This is a genomic window from Micromonospora sp. M71_S20 (assembly GCF_003664255.1).
GTDB lineage: Bacteria > Actinomycetota > Actinomycetes > Mycobacteriales > Micromonosporaceae > Micromonospora.
The window spans coordinates 4,693,401-4,710,764 of the sequence record NZ_RCCV01000001.1 but is presented as its reverse complement, the minus strand read 5'-3'; the positions used below and the strand labels follow the sequence as shown (position 1 = coordinate 4,710,764).

Annotated in this window: 15 protein-coding genes and 1 pseudogene; 11 read left to right on the top strand and 5 right to left on the bottom strand. The window is 77.3% G+C overall.

Annotated features, from left to right (window positions below; all coding sequences use genetic code 11):
- Positions 1 to 137: 137 nt before the first annotated feature.
- From cobJ to cobA, 5 genes and pseudogenes are all read left to right on the top strand, one after another.
- Positions 138 to 1,340, top strand: a pseudogene (cobJ, locus tag DER29_RS36325) (precorrin-3B C(17)-methyltransferase); the annotation flags it as partial.
- The gene (locus tag DER29_RS20240; RefSeq protein ID WP_088999938.1) at positions 1,328 to 1,525 is read left to right on the top strand and encodes a 4Fe-4S binding protein; all 198 of its coding nucleotides are present in this window, start codon (positions 1,328 to 1,330) and stop codon (positions 1,523 to 1,525) included. The pseudogene cobJ and the gene DER29_RS20240, both read left to right, overlap by 13 nt.
- On the top strand, positions 1,522 to 2,613 hold the full coding sequence (locus DER29_RS20235) for a HoxN/HupN/NixA family nickel/cobalt transporter (RefSeq protein WP_233599954.1): 1,092 nt from the start codon (positions 1,522 to 1,524) through the stop codon (positions 2,611 to 2,613). The genes DER29_RS20240 and DER29_RS20235 overlap by 4 nt, the downstream gene beginning before the upstream one ends.
- Positions 2,610 to 3,200 carry a precorrin-8X methylmutase gene (locus DER29_RS20230; RefSeq protein WP_121398758.1) on the top strand — a complete coding sequence of 197 codons (591 nt, stop codon included), beginning with the start codon at positions 2,610 to 2,612 and terminating at the stop codon, positions 3,198 to 3,200. The genes DER29_RS20235 and DER29_RS20230 overlap by 4 nt, the downstream gene beginning before the upstream one ends.
- On the top strand, positions 3,197 to 4,888 hold the full coding sequence (gene cobA, locus DER29_RS20225; protein WP_121398757.1) for a uroporphyrinogen-III C-methyltransferase: 1,692 nt from the start codon (positions 3,197 to 3,199) through the stop codon (positions 4,886 to 4,888). The genes DER29_RS20230 and cobA overlap by 4 nt, the downstream gene beginning before the upstream one ends.
- Positions 4,889 to 4,897: 9 nt before the next feature.
- Here cobA and crcB read toward each other — a convergent pair whose 3' ends face one another.
- The 3 genes from crcB to DER29_RS20210 all read right to left on the bottom strand — a co-directional run bounded on the left by crcB (position 4,898) and on the right by DER29_RS20210 (position 6,595).
- Positions 4,898 to 5,260, bottom strand: coding sequence for a fluoride efflux transporter CrcB (gene crcB, locus DER29_RS20220; RefSeq protein ID WP_121398756.1), 363 nt, complete (start codon positions 5,258 to 5,260; stop codon positions 4,898 to 4,900).
- Entirely contained in the window at positions 5,257 to 5,754 is a 498-nt protein-coding gene (locus DER29_RS20215) for a CrcB family protein (RefSeq protein WP_121398755.1), read from the bottom strand. The genes crcB and DER29_RS20215 overlap by 4 nt, the downstream gene beginning before the upstream one ends.
- 82 nt (positions 5,755 to 5,836) lie before the next feature.
- On the bottom strand, positions 5,837 to 6,595 hold the full coding sequence (locus tag DER29_RS20210) for a trans-aconitate 2-methyltransferase (protein WP_121398754.1): 759 nt from the start codon (positions 6,593 to 6,595) through the stop codon (positions 5,837 to 5,839).
- A gap of 179 nt (positions 6,596 to 6,774) precedes the next feature.
- On the opposite strand from DER29_RS20210, the gene DER29_RS20205 reads away from it, so the two are divergent.
- The 4 genes from DER29_RS20205 (at position 6,775) to DER29_RS20190 (ending at position 9,568) form a co-directional block, all read left to right on the top strand.
- On the top strand, positions 6,775 to 7,203 hold the full coding sequence (locus tag DER29_RS20205) for a DUF6766 family protein (protein WP_199729369.1): 429 nt from the start codon (positions 6,775 to 6,777) through the stop codon (positions 7,201 to 7,203).
- Positions 7,204 to 7,288: 85 nt separating this feature from the next.
- Positions 7,289 to 7,741 (top strand): hydroxyphenylacetyl-CoA thioesterase PaaI, encoded by a 453-nt coding sequence (paaI, locus tag DER29_RS20200; RefSeq protein WP_121398753.1) that lies wholly within the window; start codon positions 7,289 to 7,291, stop codon positions 7,739 to 7,741.
- A gap of 70 nt (positions 7,742 to 7,811) precedes the next feature.
- A complete protein-coding gene (locus DER29_RS20195; protein ID WP_121398752.1) occupies positions 7,812 to 8,918 on the top strand; it encodes a nucleotide disphospho-sugar-binding domain-containing protein in 1,107 nt (368 codons plus the stop codon).
- 83 nt (positions 8,919 to 9,001) lie between these two features.
- The gene (locus tag DER29_RS20190; protein WP_121398751.1) at positions 9,002 to 9,568 is read left to right on the top strand and encodes a dienelactone hydrolase family protein; all 567 of its coding nucleotides are present in this window, start codon (positions 9,002 to 9,004) and stop codon (positions 9,566 to 9,568) included.
- 36 nt (positions 9,569 to 9,604) lie between these two features.
- Here the strand turns inward: DER29_RS20190 and DER29_RS20185 are convergent, their stop codons facing one another.
- The gene (locus tag DER29_RS20185) at positions 9,605 to 10,498 is read right to left on the bottom strand and encodes an aldo/keto reductase (RefSeq protein WP_121398750.1); all 894 of its coding nucleotides are present in this window, start codon (positions 10,496 to 10,498) and stop codon (positions 9,605 to 9,607) included.
- Between the two features lie 172 nt (positions 10,499 to 10,670).
- Positions 10,671 to 13,136: an AAA family ATPase gene (locus DER29_RS20180; protein WP_121398749.1), complete on the bottom strand. Its 2,466-nt coding sequence runs from the start codon at positions 13,134 to 13,136 to the stop codon at positions 10,671 to 10,673.
- A gap of 186 nt (positions 13,137 to 13,322) precedes the next feature.
- On the opposite strand from DER29_RS20180, the gene DER29_RS20175 reads away from it, so the two are divergent.
- Positions 13,323 to 16,217, top strand: coding sequence for a helix-turn-helix transcriptional regulator (locus DER29_RS20175; RefSeq protein WP_121398748.1), 2,895 nt, complete (start codon positions 13,323 to 13,325; stop codon positions 16,215 to 16,217).
- Between the two features lie 109 nt (positions 16,218 to 16,326).
- Positions 16,327 to 17,097 carry a DUF5995 family protein gene (locus DER29_RS20170; RefSeq protein WP_121398747.1) on the top strand — a complete coding sequence of 257 codons (771 nt, stop codon included), beginning with the start codon at positions 16,327 to 16,329 and terminating at the stop codon, positions 17,095 to 17,097.
- The last annotated feature ends 267 nt before the right edge of the window (positions 17,098 to 17,364 follow it).

Below are 17,364 nucleotides of genomic sequence, written 5' to 3'. Positions count from 1 at the left end.
ACGTGCGCCCCGCCCCCGCCGGCCCGCACTCCTCCGCGTCCGCCGGGCCGCCGATCCCCGCCGGTCCGACGGCATCCGCGTCCGTCGGGCCGGCGACCCCCGCGCCCGTTGGTCCAGTGGACGCAGGGCGGGGCGGCGTCGGGTCCGGGCCGGCCGGGCCGGCGGTCGACGGCGGGCACCGGCTGCTGGTCACCGACCGGGTGGTGCCGCTCGACGACCGGACCGCCGTGCTGCGGCCCCCGTCGCTTGTCGCCGGCGTCGGGTCCAGCCGGGGCGTGCCCGCCGCCGAGGTGCGCGGCCTGCTGGACCGGGTGCTCGCCGAGGCCGGCCTCAGCCCGGCCAGCCTGCGGCACCTCGCCAGCGCCGACATAAAGGCCGACGAGGCGGGCATCCGGGCGACCGCCGACGCGCTCGGCGTACCGCTGGTGACGCATCCGGCAGCGGAGCTGGCGGCGGTCGACGTGCCGCACCCCAGCGAGGTGGTCCGCGCCGCCGTCGGCACCCCCAGCGTCGCCGAGGCGGCGGCGCTGCTCGGCGGCGGCGCCGACCTGCTGGTGCCGAAGACCGCCACGGCGATGGCCACCGTCGCCGTCGCCCGGCACGCCCCGCGCGGCCGGCTGGCGATCGTCGGCCTCGGCCCCGGCGCGGCGGACCTGCGCACCGCCCGCGCGGTGACCGAGCTGCGCCGCGCCGCCGTGGTCGTCGGCCTGGACCAGTACGTCGAGCAGGTGCGCGACCTGCTGCGCCCCGGCACCCGGGTGCTCGCCAGCGGGCTCGGCGCCGAGGAGGAACGGGCCCGCGCCGCCGTCGCGGAGGCCACCGCCGGTCACGCCGTGGCGCTGGTCGGTTCCGGCGACGCCGGCGTGTACGCGATGGCCAGCCCCGCCCTCGAGTACGCCGACGAGCGGATCGACGTGCTCGGCGTGCCCGGGGTGACCGCCGCGCTGGCCGCCGGGGCCCTGCTCGGCGCGCCGCTGGGCCACGACCACGCCTACCTGAGCCTGTCCGACCTGCACACGCCGTGGGAGGTCATCGCCCGCCGGGTGGCCGCCGCGGCCGAGGGCGACTTCGTGGCGCTGCTCTACAACCCGCGCAGCCGGGCCCGGGACTGGCAGCTCGGCGCGGCGCTGGAGGTCTTCGCCGCGCACCGGCCGCCGGACACCCCGGTCGGGGTGGTGCGCAACGCCAGCCGGGCCGGCGAGCGGGTGCACCTGGCCACCCTGGCGACCCTCGATGCGGCGCTGGTCGACATGTACAGCGTCGTGGTGGTGGGCAGCAGCCAGACCCGGATCGTGGCCGGCCGGATGGTCACCCCGAGGGGGTACCGGTGGCGGCCGTGACCATCGGCGCCTGCCAGGGCTGCGGCGCCTGCCTGCTCACCTGCCCGACGCACGCGATCCGGCCGGTGCCCGGCGGCCTCGCCGTGCGCGCCGACCGCTGCACGGGCTGCCTGGAATGCCTGGAGATCTGCCCGGTGGACGCGATCCGCGCCACGGACACCGACGAACGTGGAGGGACCAGATGAGTTCGACCGCGCTCAGCGCCGCACCACCGGCCGGCCCGTGGAGCCGCGCCGAACGGGTACGCCTCGGCGGCATCGTGCTGGCCGTCGCCGTGCTGCACGTCGCCGGGTGGAGCCTCTACCTGTACTGGAACGACCAGCCGGCCGCGGCCGGCGGCCTCGCCGGGGCCGGCACGCTGGCGTACCTGCTCGGGGTGCGGCACGCCTTCGACGCCGACCACATCGCGGCGATCGACGACACCACCCGGCTGATGCTGCTGCGCGGGCGGCGCCCGGTCGGCGTCGGCTTCTTCTTCGCGCTCGGGCACAGCGCGGTGGTGCTGCTGCTGGCCCTGGTCGTCGGCCTGGCCTCGGCCAATCTCGCCGGGCCGGGGCTGGCCGAGGCGCGCGAGGTGGGCGCCACGGTGGCGATCCTCACCGCCACCGTCTTCCTCGCCCTGGTCGCGGCCCTCAACGCGGCGGTGCTGGCCGGCCTGGCCCGGCTCTGGCGGCGGCTGCGCCACGGCGACCTGGACGAGCGGGAGCTGGACCTGCACCTGCTCAACCGAGGGCTGGTGCAGCGCGTCCTCGGCTCCCGGGCCCGGGCGCTCGTGCGCTCCTCCTGGCACATGGCGCCGGTCGGGTTCCTCTTCGGCCTCGGCCTGGAGACCGCCAGCGAGGTGACCCTGCTCGCCCTGTCGGCGAGCACTGCCGCCGCCGGTGGGCTACCGGTGCTCGCCCTGCTCACCCTGCCGCTGCTCTTCGCGGCCGGCATGTCGGCCATGGACACCGCCGACAGCCTGCTGATGAGCCGGGCCTACTCGTGGGCGTACCGGCAGCCGGCCCGTCGGCTCTACTACAACCTGGCCACCACGGCCGTGACGGTGCTGGTCGGCGCCCTCGTCGCCAGCGTCTACGCCGCCGGCCTGCTGGTCGACCATCTCGGGGTGTCGGCGCTGTCCGGGTACGCGGGGATCGCCGGGCACTTCGAGCAGCTCGGGTACGCCGTCGTGGCCCTGTTCGTGCTCGCCTGGGCCGGGGCGGTGGCGCTGTGGAAGCTGGGCCGCTACGACCAGCGCTACGGCGTGGCCGCGACGGAGGTGCGACAGTGAGCCGGGTCGTGCACCCCATCGAGCGGGAGTCCTACCGGATCCTGCGCTCCCGGGTCGACCTGAGCCACCTGCCGCCGCTGACCCGGGCCGTCACCGAGCGGGTGGTGCACGCCAGCGCCGACCTCGACTACGTCGCCGACCTGGTCTGCGACGAGGCGGCCCTCGCCGGCGGGCTGGCCGCCCTGCGCGCCGGCGCGCCGGTGGTCACCGACGTGGCGATGGTCGCCGCGGGCGTCACCGGGCGGGACACGGTCTGCCCGGTCGCCGAGCCCGCCGCCGCCGAACTGGCCAGGGCGGCCGGCATCACCCGGTCGGCGGCGGCGGTGCGGATCGCCCTGGAGCGGGTGGGTCCGGGCGCGGTCTGGGTGGTCGGCTGCGCGCCGACCGCACTGGAGCAACTGATCACCCTGGACGCCCGGCCGGCGCTGGTCGTCGGGCTGCCGGTCGGCTTCGTCGGCGCCGCCGAGTCGAAGGCGGCGCTGCGGGCCAGCGGCCTGCCCGGGGTGTCCAACCGGGGCGAGAAGGGCGGTTCGGCGGTCGCCGCCGCCGCCCTCAACGCCCTGCTGTACGTGGAGGAGGAACAGTGAGCGCTCTGGTCATCGTCGGGCACGGCACGCGCAGCGCGGCCGGGGTCGAGCAGTTCGTCGCGTTCGTCGAGCGGGTGCGCCGCCGCGCCGCCGGCACCCTCGGCGACGTCGAGGGCGGCTTCATCGAGCTGTCCCGGCCGCCGCTGACCGACGCGGTCGGCGCGCTCGTCGACCGGGGGCACCGCGCGCTGGTCGCCCTGCCGCTGGTGCTGACCGCCGCCGGGCACGGCAAGGGCGACATCCCCGCCGCGCTGGCCCGCGAGCGGGAGCGCCATCCCGGCCTCAGCTACGTCTACGGCCGGCCGCTGGGCCCGCACCCGCTGCTGCACACCGCGCTGGAGCAGCGCGTCGACGCCGCCCTCGCCGGCGACGACCGGGCCGGCACCTGGGTGGCGCTGATCGGGCGCGGCTCCACCGACCCGGACGCCAACGCCGAGGTCGCCAAGGTGGCCCGGCTGCTCTGGGAAGGTCGCGGCTACGCCGGCGTCGAGCCGGGCTTCGTCTCGCTGGCCGAGCCCTCGGTGCCGGCGGTGCTGGACCGGCTGCGCCGGCTCGGCGCCCGGCGGATCGTCGTCGCGCCGTACTTCCTCTTCGCCGGGGTGCTGCCGGACCGGATCGTCGCGCAGTCGGCCGCGTTCGCCGCCGCCCATCCCGAGCTGGACGTGCGGGTGGCCGACCTGATCGGCGACTGCGACGCGCTCGCCGACCTGGTCCTCGAACGGCACGCCGAGGCGCGTCGCGGCGACATCCGGATGAACTGCGACACCTGCGCGTACCGGGTGCTGATGCCGGGCTTCGCCGACAAGGTGGGCCGGCCGCAGACGCCGCACGACCACCCCGACGACCCGGTCGGCGGCCACGGCCACCACCACGGGCACGACCACCACCATCACGACCACCACGGGCACGGCCACGCCCACCACGGTCCCGGCCCGCGCCGAGGCCAGGTCGCCGTGGTCGGTGGCGGGCCCGGGCCGGACGATCTGATCACCGTACGGGGCAGGGCGCTGCTGGACGCGGCGGACGTGGTGGTGGTCGACCGGCTCGCCCCGCGTGGACTGCTCGCCGGGCTGCGCCCGGGGGTGGAGGTCATCGACGCGGCGAAGGTGCCCCGGGGACCCGCGATGGGGCAGGACGCGATCAACGCCGCCCTCGTCGCGCACGCCCGCGCCGGGCGGCGGGTGGTGCGGCTCAAGGGCGGCGACCCGTACGTCTTCGGGCGCGGCCACGAGGAGGTGCAGGCCTGCGCGGCGGCCGGGGTGGACGTGACAGTGGTCCCCGGGGTGACCAGCGCGGTCGCCGCGGCGGCCCTGGCCGGGGTGCCGGTCACCCACCGGGGCGTCGCGCACGACGTCACCGTCGTCTCCGGGCACCTGCCGCCCGGGCACCCCGACTCGCTGGTCGACTGGGCGGCGCTGGGCCGGGCCCGGGGCACCCTGGTGCTGCTGATGGCCGTGGACACGGTGGACAAGATCGCCGCGGTCCTGGTCGAGCACGGCCGGGCCCCGGACACTCCGGTCCTGGCCGTGCAGGACGCCGGGCATCCCGACCAGCGCACCGTGACCGCCCGGCTGGACGAGATCGGCGCGGTGGCCGCCCGGGAGCGGATCGCCCCGCCGGCCGTCTTCGTCCTCGGCCCGGTGGTCGACCTGCGCCTGTCCGAAGGGCCGGCGGACCCGGGCCGCTGAACCGCCCGCTCAGCCGGCGACGGCCCGGGCCAGGGCGAAGCCGGCGGTGGCGGCGCCGAGGCCGGCGGCCACGCTGGACAGCACGTTGACCAGCGCGAGGAACCGCCGGCCCCGGCGCGCCAGCCGCAGCGTCTCGTACCCGAAGGTGGAGTACGTGGTCAGCGCGCCGCAGAAGCCGGTGCCGAGCAGGGCGCCGGCGGTCGGGCCGACGGGCAGCCCGGCCAGGAGACCGAGCAGCAGCGATCCGGCCACGTTGACGGTCAGCGTGCCCCACGGGTAGGCGCCGCCGAGCCGGGCCTGCACCGCCCGGTCGGTGAGGTAACGCAGGGGCGCGCCGACGGCCGCGCCGAGCGCGATCAGCAGGACGGTCACCGGCCGGCCCCGCGCGCCGGCCGGCCGTGGCGGGGGGCGTCGAGCAGCCGGCCGGTGACGGCGTCGCCGAGCCAGACCGCGACCAGCGCGCCGAGCAGGGTCGCGGCCAGGTAGCCCAGGGCCACCTCCGGTGCGCCGGCGTCGAGCGCCAGGCGGACGTCCACCGCGTACGTGGCGAAGGTGGTGTAGCCGCCGAGGACGCCCACGCCGAGGAACGGCCGCAGCAGCGGTCGGCGGCCGGCGGAGCGCTCCAGCGTCGCCATCAGGACGCCGATCAGCAGGCACCCGGTCAGGTTGACGGCGAAGGTGGCCCAGGGAAAGCCCGTCGGGCCGTGCGGGACGGCGTGCTGGAGGCCGGCCCTGGCCAGGGCGCCGAGCGCGCCGCCGGCCGCGACGGAGCCGAGCACCGCGCCGGGGCGGGCGGCCAGCTCGCCCCGGTCGGCGGGTACGCGCAGGTCGACGTCGGGGTCGACCCGCGGATCCGGTCCGGTCACCTCGCCCTCCCCGCCGGTGCCACGGGCGTGACCTCGGCGCGCGCCCGTCAGCCTAGCGTCCGGCGCGGCCGTCGTCGGGGCGTCAGCGGACCCCGGCGACGGCGGCGTCGGGGCCGCCCCGCCACACGGTGCCCACCTCGGCGAAGCCGGCGGCGGTCAGCGCGGACAGGTGCCAGGAGACCGGCGGGGTCCACTCCGGGCTGTGCCCGCTCGGGTAGATGTCGCGCCGCTGCGCGACGAGCGGCCGCAGCGCCGGGTCGGCTTCCGCCCGGTCCCACCACTCCGACCAGGACAGCGCGGCGCCGGCGGCGTACCGGGCCGCCCGCCGGTCCCGGGCCCGGTCGAGCAGGCGCTTGGTGAGCTGCGGCAGGGCGTCGTCGGGCATGTGGTCGGCGTTGACCAGGATGCCGCCCGGCCGCAGCAGGTCGCGCAGTTCGGCGTAGAGCCGTTCGAGCCGCTCGCCCGGCAGCCAGTGCAGCGCGGTGGCGGTGAGGACGGCGTCGTACTCGCGGTGGGGGAGCGCGGCGTGCCAGTCGGGCCGGTTCAGGTCGGCGGTGACGACGGTGACCCGGTCCCCGAGCGAGGCGCGGGCGAGGGCGAGCAGCGCCGGGTCGAGGTCCACCAGGGTCACCTCGGCGTGGGGGAAGCGGCGCAGCGCCCGGTCGGAGATGGTGCCGGTGCCGCCGGCCAGGTCGAGCAGCCGCAGCCGGTCGTCGTCGCGGACCGCGTCGACGGCGTCGAGCATCGCCGTGAACCGGTGCTCCCGGTCCGGCAGGTACGCCTCCTGCTGGCGGTCCCAGCTCTCCTGCCAGGCCGCGACATCCGTGATGTAAGGACTCATGTGGGCCAGGCTAGTTACGGAGACGGGCCGCGTCCAGATGTTGTTGCCAGAGATTTGCAACAAGCCCGCGCGGCGGGAAGGCGCGGGCGTGGCGGGCCCGCCACGCCGGGGCGCCGTTTTGTCGCGCTTGCCCCGGGGCATAGGCCTCCTACCTGGGGATTCGTCGAAAGGGGAGCGCGATGTCCGACACGACGACCTCCGGCGCGCGTCCGGCCGGAGCCCCGTCCCGGGACGGGCGGTCACGCGGCCGGGCGGAGGGGCCGCCGTTCCGCAGACCGAGGTGGCCCAGGGCGTACGCCTTCGCGCTGGTGACCGGGGCGCTGTTCCTGCTCTCCTGGATCGCGCAGTTCGTCTTCCAGGCCACCGTGGCGAGCGACGAGGCGAGCCAGCACGGCCGGTCCTTCGCCTGGGCCGACTTCCTGCCGCAGTTCCTCGCCGCCACCTTCGAGAACTGGCAGTCCGAGTTCCTCCAGTTGATCTGGCAGGCGGCGGGGCTGGCCCTGTTCTACCACTGGGGTTCCTCCCAGTCCCGCGAGTCCGACGAGCGGATCGAGGCGAAGCTGGACGCGCTGCTGCGCGAGCGCGACCTGGACCCGGAGAACCCGTGACGGTGCCGTCGGTGCCGTGCGCGGGCCGGCGTACGGTACCGGGAACTGCGGTCGAGGGGGCCGCCCCGGACGGGTGGAGGGGTCGATGGCGGGACGGGGCGGATCGTCGAGCAGCGGCGGGACGGCCGAGGTGGTCGGGCGCAACGCCGCGTACGACATGTTCGCCGCCGACGTCGCCTCCCGGGGGCTCGGCATCGAGCTGGTGGAGGCCGCCGACGGCGCGGCGGTGGCCCGGATGCGGGTGACCGCCGCGATGGTCAACGGCCACGCCATCGCCCACGGCGGCTTCGTGTTCCTGCTCGCCGACACCGCCTTCGCGCTGGCCTGCAACAGCCACGGCCCCGCCACCGTCGCCGCCGGCGGCGAGATCAGCTTCGTCCGTCCCGCCCGCGAGGGTGACCTGCTGACGGCGCGCGCCACCGAGCGCACCCGGTACGGCCGCAGCGGCATCTACGACGTCACCGTCAGTCGGGACGACGGCGCGGTGGTGGCCGAGTTCCGGGGCCGTAGCCGCACCCTGCCCCCGCCCGCCGGCTGAACCCGCCGTCGTCCGGGCCGCCCCGTCCGGTGCCCCCACGACGGGCCCCGCCGGGGCTAGCATCGGCGCAGTGCGAGTACTCGTGGTCTCCGCGCCGTTGATCGGGCACGTCGCCCCGCTGCTGCCGCTGGCCGGCGCGCTGCGCGACGCCGGGCACGAGGTGCTCGTCGCCACCGCCGCCGACGGGCTGCGGGCGGCGCGGCCCGGGGTGCCGACGCGCGACGTCGCGCCGGCGTTCGACTTCGGACGCATCGCCCGCCGCGTGCTGCTGCGCCACCCGCTGATCGCCCGGGCCGAGCTGGCCGGCACCGGCGGCACCCGGGGCGCCGGGCTGCTCTTCGGCGCGGTCAACGACCAGCTCGCCGACGGGGTGGTCGCCGTGGCCCGGGAGTGGAAGCCCGATCTCGTCATCCACGAGCCGTTCGCGGTGGCCGGGGCGCTCGCCGCCGCGACGCTCGGCGTGCCCGCCGTACGCCTGGAGAACGCCCTCTTCGACGGCCGCGAGCTGGCCCGGGCCACCCTGGCGCGGCTGGGGCCGGCGCTGCGCCGGCACGGCCTGACCGCGCTGCCGCCGCCGGCCGCCGCGATCGCCGTCGCCCCGCCCAGCGTGCTGCGTCAGGACGGCTGGCCGATGCGCTACGCCACCGAGGCCGGCGGCGAGCTGCCGGACTGGCTGCGCGAGCCGGGGGAGCGGCCACGGGTGCTGGTCAGCCGCAGCACCCTCGTCGGCCCCGGCAGCGCCGGACCGATGCCGGCCGTCGTCGCCGTCGCCGACCGGGTCGACGCCGAGTTCGTGCTGGTCCGCCCGGAGGCGCGGCTGGCCCGCCGGGCGCTGCCCGGCAACGTGCGTACGGTCGACTGGATCCCGATCCCCGCGGCCCTGCCGGCGAGCGCGGCGCTGGTCCACCACGGCGGCGCGGGCAGCGTCCTGAGCGCGCTGATCGCCGGGGTGCCGCAGCTGGCCACCGTCGGGGCGGGCGACCGGCGGCACAACGCCGGGCTGGTGGCCGCGCGCGGCGTCGGCATCGCGGTCCGCACCCGCGACATCACCGCCGACAGCCTGACCCGGCTCGTCACCGACACCGCGCTGCGCGACGCGGCGCGGCAGGTCAGCGCCGAGATCGCCGCCATGCCGGGGCCGAGCGAGCTGGTGCGGCGGCTGGAGTCGCTGCGCTGACCCGGCGCCGACGGCCCACCGGCGTCGGCGCCCCGGCCCGCGCGGCGGCCGGTCCTGTCACAACGGTCAGACAGAATGTCCCGATGGGACACGTCGTGCTGTTTCATTCCGCCTACGGGCTGCGACCCGCCGTGTTGACGGCCGCCGACCGGCTGCGCGCCGCCGGCCACCACGTCGTCACCCCCGACCTCTACGGCGCGCCGGCCGTCGACACCATCGAGGAGGGCTTCGCCCTGCTCGACGAGGTCGGCGGGGCGGCCGTGATGGGCCGGGCCAGGGCGGCGCTGCACGAGGCGCCGCCCGAGGCGGTGCTGGCCGGGTTCTCCATGGGGGCCGGGGTGGCCGGCGCGCTGCTGGCCGAGCGCCCCGCCGCCGCCGCGCTGCTGCTGTTGCACGGCGCCGGCGGCGCGCCGGAGGCGGTCCGGCCGGGCCTGCCGGTGCAACTGCACGTGGCCGACCCGGACGAATACCCCCCGGAGCCCGAGCTCGGCCGGTGGCAGCGGGCGATGACCGGGGCGGGCGCGGAGCTGAGCGTCCACCGCTATCCCGGCGTCGGTCACCTCTACACCGACCCCGACCTGCCCGACCACGACCTGGCGGCCGCTACCCGGACGTGGGACCGGGCGGTCGCCTTCCTGGACGGCCGCTGACGCGCCGCGCCGCCGTACGGGCGGGGCGTCCCGCCGTCAGCGGAGACGGGCCAGCTCCTCGGGGGTGAGCCGGATCGCCCCGGCCGCCACGTTCTGCGCCAGGTGCTCCGGATCGCCGGTGCCGGGGATGGCCAGCACGTGCGGCCCCTGGTGCAGCGTCCAGGCCAGGCGGATCTGGTGCGGGGTCGCGCCGTGCGCGTGCGCCACCGCCCGTACGGCCTCGTCGTGGTCGCCGCCCGCGCCCGCCTCCCGCCCGGCGCCCGCGATCGCGAAGAACGGCACGAAGGCGATCCCCCGCCCGCCGCAGACGCGCAGCAGCTCGTCGGCCCACCGGTTCACGTCGAGGGCGTACGCGTTCTGCACGCACACCACGGGCGCGATGTCCCGCGCCTCGTCCAGGTGGTCCAGCCGCACGTTGGACAGGCCGAGATGCCGGATCAGCCCGGCGTCGCGCAGCTCGGCGAGGGCGGCGAACCGCTCCGCCACCGAGTCCCGCCCGGGTCGCCGGACGATCCGCAGGTTGACCACGTCCAGGTGGTCCCGGCCCAGCCGGCGCAGGTTCTCCTCCACCTCGCGGCGCAGCTCCGCCGGGGTCAGTTCGCGGTGCCGGGTCGCCGCGTCGAAGGACGGCCCGACCTTGGTGGTGATGACCAGGTCGTCCGGGTACGGCGAGAGGGCCTCGCGGATCAGGTCGATGGCGTACCGGGGCGAGCCGGTGCCGACGCCGAGCGGCCCGCCCGGCGAGACGTAGAAGGCGGCGGTGTCGATGTGGTTGACGCCCAGTTCGACGGCCCGGCGCAGGACGCGGACGGCGCGCGCCCGGTCCGGGTCGACGGTGAGCCGCATGGAGCCGAACCCCATCCGGTGCACGGTGCGGTCGCCGAGCGTCCAGGTGCCGGCGGCGGAGGCGGTGGTCTCTTCGACAGGCATCGGGCGAACCTAGCCAGTCGGCGCCGGTCCGCGCACTCGGCCGGCCGCCCGATACCGCCCGGATCGGGCGCCTGTTAGCTTGGATCGTGGGGGAGATCCGCCTGGCCGCCCGCACTCCCCGCCGCGTCCGGCACCCCCGTTCGACGGGGGGCCCGGCACCCTGCCAGCCCGCTCACGCCGCGATCGGCGTCCCGCGTGGCAGGACCCATCCCGGCCGCTGCCCGCGTCCCTGCCGCCGCGCCGACCCACCCGGCCCGGGGGCGGACGGGACGCCACCGCCGTCGGCCGCCGCGTGCGGGGCAACCGCCCGACCGGGGCCGGCGGACCGGCTCACCCGGTCGGGCCCGGCAGGGCTGTCGGAACCGGTCGTCCGATCGGGGCCGGACGACCGGCCGGGACCGGTCGTCCGGCCAGGGCCGGCCGTCGGGCCGGAGGGGGCCGTCGGGTCGGGGCCGACGGTCAGGTCGAGGGCGGCTGTCGGACCGGGGCCGGCCGAGGGGACGCGACCGCGGGCGGCGGTCCATCCGCGCAGCTCCACCACCCGACCGTCCCCGACACGTTCGGAGGGGACGGCGAACAGCGGACCGGGCACAGGACGCGCCCCCGGCACCACCGCGACCCGGGGCACGTCGGCGACCCGGGGCAGGGTCGCGCCCTTGGGCAGGGCCGCGACCTGAGGCAGGGCCGCGACCTGAGGAATGGTGGCGGGCCGGGGCGTGGCGGAGAGACGGGGGGTGGTGGCGGGCCGGGGCGTCGCAGGGAAAAGGGGCGTGGAGGCGGGCCGCCGGAGCGGTGCCGGGTGCGCCCCGCGCGCGTCCCGCGCGGTCGGGCGGTCGGCGCCGGCGCGCGCCGGCACCGGCGGAACCTGGGCGGTGGGGGCGTGGAGGACCACGGGCACCGACGGCGCGTCCGCCTCCGCCGGCCGCCCGGCCCGGCGGGCGAACGCGGCCCGCGCCGCCCTCGGCAGCCGGGCGTACGCGACCTCGCGGACCACCGCGTCGGCGACGGCGTACCGGCCGTCGGCGCGGGCGACCAGCAGACCCGTCGCGGCCAGCGCGCGCAGCACCGGGGCCGCCCGCCCGGGGGCCCAGTCGAGCAGGCGCGCCACCGTCGCGGCGCTGATCCCCGCGCCGACGGTCGCGACGGCCATCAGCACGGCCCGCCGCGCCCCGTCGAGGCGGTCCAGCCGGGCGTCGACCTCCCGGCGCACCGCCTCCGGCACGGACTGCGCCGCGCCCAGCGACGCCACGTACGCGGCGGCCCGCCCCGGATTGCCGCCGACGAGAGGCAGCAGCCGGGCGATCGCCGCCGGCCGGTCGACCCGGCCGAGCAGGTGGCGCAGCAGCCGTCCCGTCTCCACGGGGCGCAGCGGCGGCACCGCCAACCGGTGCCGCCGACCCCGCGGGCCGGGCCACACGTCCGTCCACTCGGGACGGTGCAGCGCCACCACCACCAGCGGCAGTGACCGCGCGGTGGCCGCCGCGAAGAGCCGGTGCAGGAAGCGGTTCAGCGCCGCGGTGGCGCGGTCGAGGTCGTCCACCGCCACCATCACCGGCTGCCGGGCGGCGAGCCCCAGGAGCGCCTCGCGTGCCACCTCGGCGCCCCGCGCCGCGTCGCCGGAGCCGTCCGGCGTGGCCAGCAGCGCCTCCAGCGCGTACACCGCCTCCGTCAGGCCGGCGGGCGGCACCAGGTCCGTGAGGGCGGCGGTGAGCCGCCGCCGTACCGTCGCGGGCGGCTCACCGGCGCGCAGGCCGGCGAGCCCGCGCACCAGGTCCGCGACGGGCGCCAGGGGCTCCGGGTACGGCGGGCAGTGCGCGACGCACCAGCGCACCGGCGCCCCGTCCACGGTCCGTACCGCCCGGGTCAGCTCGTGCAGCAGCCGGCTGCGTCCGCTGCCGGCGGGGCCGACCAGCGACAGCCAGCGCGGGTCACGGCCCCGGACGGCCCGGACGATCAGGTCCCGGGCGGCGGCCAGTTCCCGCCGCCGCCCGACCAGCGGCCCCTCGTGTCGGGGCGGGGCCGGTCGGGTCGTGCCGGTGGCGTGCCACACGTCGACCGGCAGCGCCTTGCCGGCCAGGGCCACCGGCGGTACGCGGCGCTGGCCGACCAGCCCCACGGTGGCGCGGTGGGTGGCCGGGCAGAGCGCCACCCCGCCGGGCGGGGCGTACTCCTGCAACCGCGCGGCGGTGGTGATCACCGCCCCGCTGGCCACGCCGTGCCCGCCGTCGCGCGCCGCGGCGAGGTCCACCAGCGCCTCACCGGTGGCCACCCCGGCCCGGACCCGCAGGCGCGGCGCGCCGGGTGGCGGTCGCCGGTCGAGGGCCCCCTGGATCTCCAGCGCCGCCCGCACCGCCCGGTACGCGTCGAACCCGTCGGACCGGCGGGCCCCGAACAGGGCCATCACCGCGTCGCCGACGTACTTCTCGACCACCCCGTGCCACCGGCGCAGCACCCCGCCCACGGTGTCGAAGTACGCCCGTTGCAGGATCCGCACGTCCTCGGGGTCGAGCCGGTCGACGAGCGCGGTCGACCCGACGATGTCGACGAACAGCACGGTGACGAGGCGTCTCTCCTCCGGCACCGGCCAGCCTGCCGACGTGAGCCGCTGCGAACCGACGACGATGGTGGGCATGGGCATCGCACCCGCCTTTCCCCACGGTGGCTGACGACGCCTCGGACACTGTCACCGATCCGCCGACGGGGGATCTGCCGAACGACGTATGTCGGCCCTGCGCAACCTTCGGTCGCAATGTCGACGCGAGGAGTACCGCAGGCGCGAAAGACCCGTAGAACGGTGCGGGGCCCTGTGACTAGGCTGCGTGCCATGGCCAGCGAAGTGGACACCGCACCACTCGTCGGCCGGGCCGACCTGGTGACGACGGTACGGTCCGTGCTGCTCGACGACGTCACGCAGGGCAACACCGCCGCCGTCTTCCTCACCGGCGAGAGCGGCGTCGGCAAGACCCGGCTGCTGCGCGAGGTGGGCGCCCGGCTGCGCGACGCCGGGGCCCTGGTGCTCACCGGCTCCTGTCTGGACATCGGCGACGCGTCGCCCCTGCACCCGCTGCTCCAGGCGCTGCGCCGCCTCGACGCCGAACTGACCGGTTCCGAGGCCCGGACCTCCTCGGCGGTCCGTGGCCTCCTGCGGGTGTTCGCCGAGGAGACCGCCGGCCCGGACGGCGCCGGGGCACTGCTGGAGCGGGTCTCGCGGGGGCTGCACCTGATCGCCGAGGGGCGGCCGCTGGTGCTCGTCCTGGACGACCTCCAGTGGGTCGACCGGAGCACCCGCCAGCTGCTGCTCTACCTGCTGGCCGGGTTGGGCGACCTCCAGCTGTCCGTGCTCGCGGCGGTGCGGGCCGAGTCGTTGCAGGGCGCGCACCCGCTGCGCCGGGTGCTCACCGAGCTGCGCCGGCTGCGTACGGTGCGGGTGCTCGACCTGGCCCCGCTGGACCGGGCCGGCACCGACCGGCTCGCCGCCGCCGTGGTCGGGCGGGCGCTCAGCCCGGAAGCGGCGGAGCTGGTGTGGCAGCGCAGCGGCGGCAACCCGTTCGTGGTGGAGGAGCTGGCCCGCGACCTGCGCGACGGCCGGGACGGTCTCTCCGACACGCTGCGCGAGATCTTCCTGGCCCGGGTGGACGCGCTGCCGCAGCACGCGCACACCGTGGTGCACGCGGTGGCGGCCGGGGTCGAGCCCGTGGAGCACTGGCTGCTCGCCCGGGTGGTGCGGCTGCCCGAGGACGAGCTGATCGAGGCGGCCCGGGCGGCGGTCGCCCACCGGCTGCTGGTCAGCGCGGACGACGGCTACCGGCTGCGGCACCGGCTGGTCGCCGAGGTGCTGGAGCACGAGCTGCTGCCGGCCGAGCGGGCCGCCCTGCACCGCCGCTACGCCGAGGCGCTCACCGCAGCCCCGGCGGAGCTGCACCAGGCACGCCTTGCACACCACTGGCGGCGGGCCGGCGAGCCGGCGCGGGCGCTGCCGGCGGCGATGGCCGCGGCCCGGGAGGCCGAGCGGCTGCACGGCTGGGCCGAGGCGCACCGGCACTGGTCGGTCGCGTTGCAGCTGGCCGCCTCGCCGGGCCGCACGCCGCCGGACGTGGACCGGGTCACGCTGCTCAGGCACGCCGCCGAGGCCGCCCACCACTGCGGCGAGCACGCCCGGGCGCTGGCGCTGCTGGAGGAGCTGGCCGCCGCCGAAACCGACCCGTCGGCCTGCGCGCTGCACATCCGCCGGGCCCGCTACCTGGCCGCCGCCGGCCGGTCGGCGCCAGCGGAGGCGGAGTACCAGCGTGCCCTGGAGGCCGCGGACTGCACGCCCCGGGAGCGGGCCACGGCCGCGGCGCACCTGGCCGAGCTGCTGCTGCACCTTGGCCGGTACGCCGACGCCGGCCGGCGGGCCCGGGAGGCGCTGGAGCTCTCCGCCGACGTGACGGGCTCCACGTCGGAGGTGGTGCTGGCCAGCGCCGCGCTCGGCTTCTCCGAGGCGTACCTGGAGGACCCGGACGCCGGGCTGGCGGTGATGCGCCGCGCGTTGGGGACCGCCGAGCGCTCGGGTCGCCCGGAGGACGTGGCGTGCGCGTACCTGCACCTGGCGGAGCTGCTGACCGGCCCGCTGAACGTCCTGGAGGAGGGCGTCGTGGTGGCCCGCCGGGGCGCCGAGCGGGTGGCCGAACTCGGCCTGGGCCGCACGTACGAGACCCGGCTGCTGGCCATCGCCACCAACGGGCTGTTCCGGGTCGGCCAGTGGGCCGAGGCGGAGAAGGTCGTCGCGGCGGCGCTGCGGCACCGCCCCTCCGGCGCCGACGCGGTGGAGCTGCTGTTGGCGCGCTGCCGGCTGTCAGTGGGCTACGGCGACATCGAGGCCGCCGACCGCGACCTGGACGCGGTGGCCACGGTGCTCGCCGGCGGCGGGGCGCGGCACGTGATCCCGCTGCTCACCCTGCGGGCGGGGCTGGCGATGTGGCAGGGCCGGCACGACCTGGCCCGGCAGGCGGTGCAGCGCGGCCTGACCGAGAGCCGCTCCGACGACGTGGGCATCCTCGCCGCGCTCGTGTGGCACGGCCTGCGGGCCGAGGCCGAGGCGCACGCCGGCCGCACGATCGCCGTGGACGAGACCGCGGTGCGGCGGCTGCGGGAGGTGGCCGACCGGGTCGCCCGCAAGAGCGAGCACGCCGCCCGCCCGGTGCGCGACGTGGTGGACGGCTTCCTGGCGCTGTGCGCCGCCGAGGTGAGCCGCCTCGACAGCAGCGACCCGGAGCTGTGGGCCCGCTCGGTGGCGCAGTGGGACCGCCGCCACCACCCCTACCCGGCGGCCTACTCCCGGCTGCGACAGGCCGAGGCGCTGCTGGCCCGGCGCAGCCGCAGCGCCACGGCAGCCAAGCTGCTGCGGCAGGCGTACGAGGTGGCACAGGGGCTCGGCGCGGTGCCGTTGACCTCGGAGATCCGTACCCTCGCCGGCAGGGCGCGGGTGTCGCTGGAGGAACGTCCGGCCACGGGCGGTCCGGCCGCCGGGGCGGACGGCGACGAGCTGGCGTCGTTGACCGCCCGGGAGCGGGAGGTGCTCGCCGCGGTCGCCGAGGGGCTCACCAACCGGGAGATCGGCCAGCGGCTGTTCATCAGCGAGCGCACCATCGGCGTGCACGTCTCGCACATCTTCGACAAGCTCCAGGTCCGCACCCGTGTGCAGGCCAGCGCGATCTTCCTACGCAACAAGGGCGACTGACGCGCGGCGGGATACGTCGTTCTACTGATCCGGCCGGCCGTCGCCGGCTGGCAGTCTGTGCTGCGTCGCCGACGGCACGGGGGGTGCCGGGAACCAGTGTGGAGGAGAGATGACCGAACCGGTGTGGGGGCCCGTACATCGGGACATCGTCGATCTGCTCGCCGACCATCCCGCCGACGTGCCGGCGGTGGTGGACCACCTCACCAAGCTCCAGGACCTGCTGGTCCGGCTGCCTCCGTTGGAGGCGAGCTGCCCGCTGGCCGACTTCAACCGGCTGTACCTGACGATCACCGAGAGCGTGCTGAACGGCCTCTACGACGACCGGTTCGCCGATCCGGTGTTCCTGTCCCGGCTCGACGTGGAGTTCGCCGCCCGCTACTTCGACGCGATGCGGCTGTGGACCGACTCCAGCCCGGGCACGCCGAAGGCGTGGGCCTGCCTGTTCCAGCGGATGCGCGGGCCGGACGCCCGCCCGCTGCCGTCGGCCGCCGCCGGGGTGAACGCGCACATCAACTTCGACCTGCCGTTCGCGTTGGTGACCACGTTCGACAGCCTGGAGTCGGAGCCGGTGGACGGCACCGACCAGCACCGCGACTACCTGGAGATCAACAACATCTTCGCGGACAAGATCCCCGGTCTGCGGCGCGGCTACCTGGAGCGGTGGCAGCTGCTCATCGACATGCTCAACGGCGACATCGACGACTGGTACCAGGGGGAACTGGTCGAGTACACCCGCGACGTCGCCTGGCGCAACGCGCAGAAGATCTGGCGGTGCCGGCACGACCCGGCCGCCCACGAGTGCGAGCGCGCGCGGCTGGACGACACCGCCGCGGCGCTCGGTCGGTTGCTGCTCTCGCCCCTCGGGGCGTTCCTGCAGTAGCCGTGACGGGGGGTCCCCGCGCTCCGCATCCGGCACCCGGCGGAGCGCGGGGACGCGTCCCCGCCGGATCAGGCCCGTCAGCCGGGGGGCGTCGGGCCTGAGGTCGGGGGCGGTCCGTGCGGGCGGGGGTACGCCGGGGCGGGGGAGCGGGGGTGCGGGGTTCGCGGGTCGGCCGGCCCGGGGGGTGTCGGCCGGCCCGCACGGGGTACGCCCGCGCCATGAGTCACCCGGCCCGGCGGCCCGCCGCCCGACCCCGTCCCCGGCCCG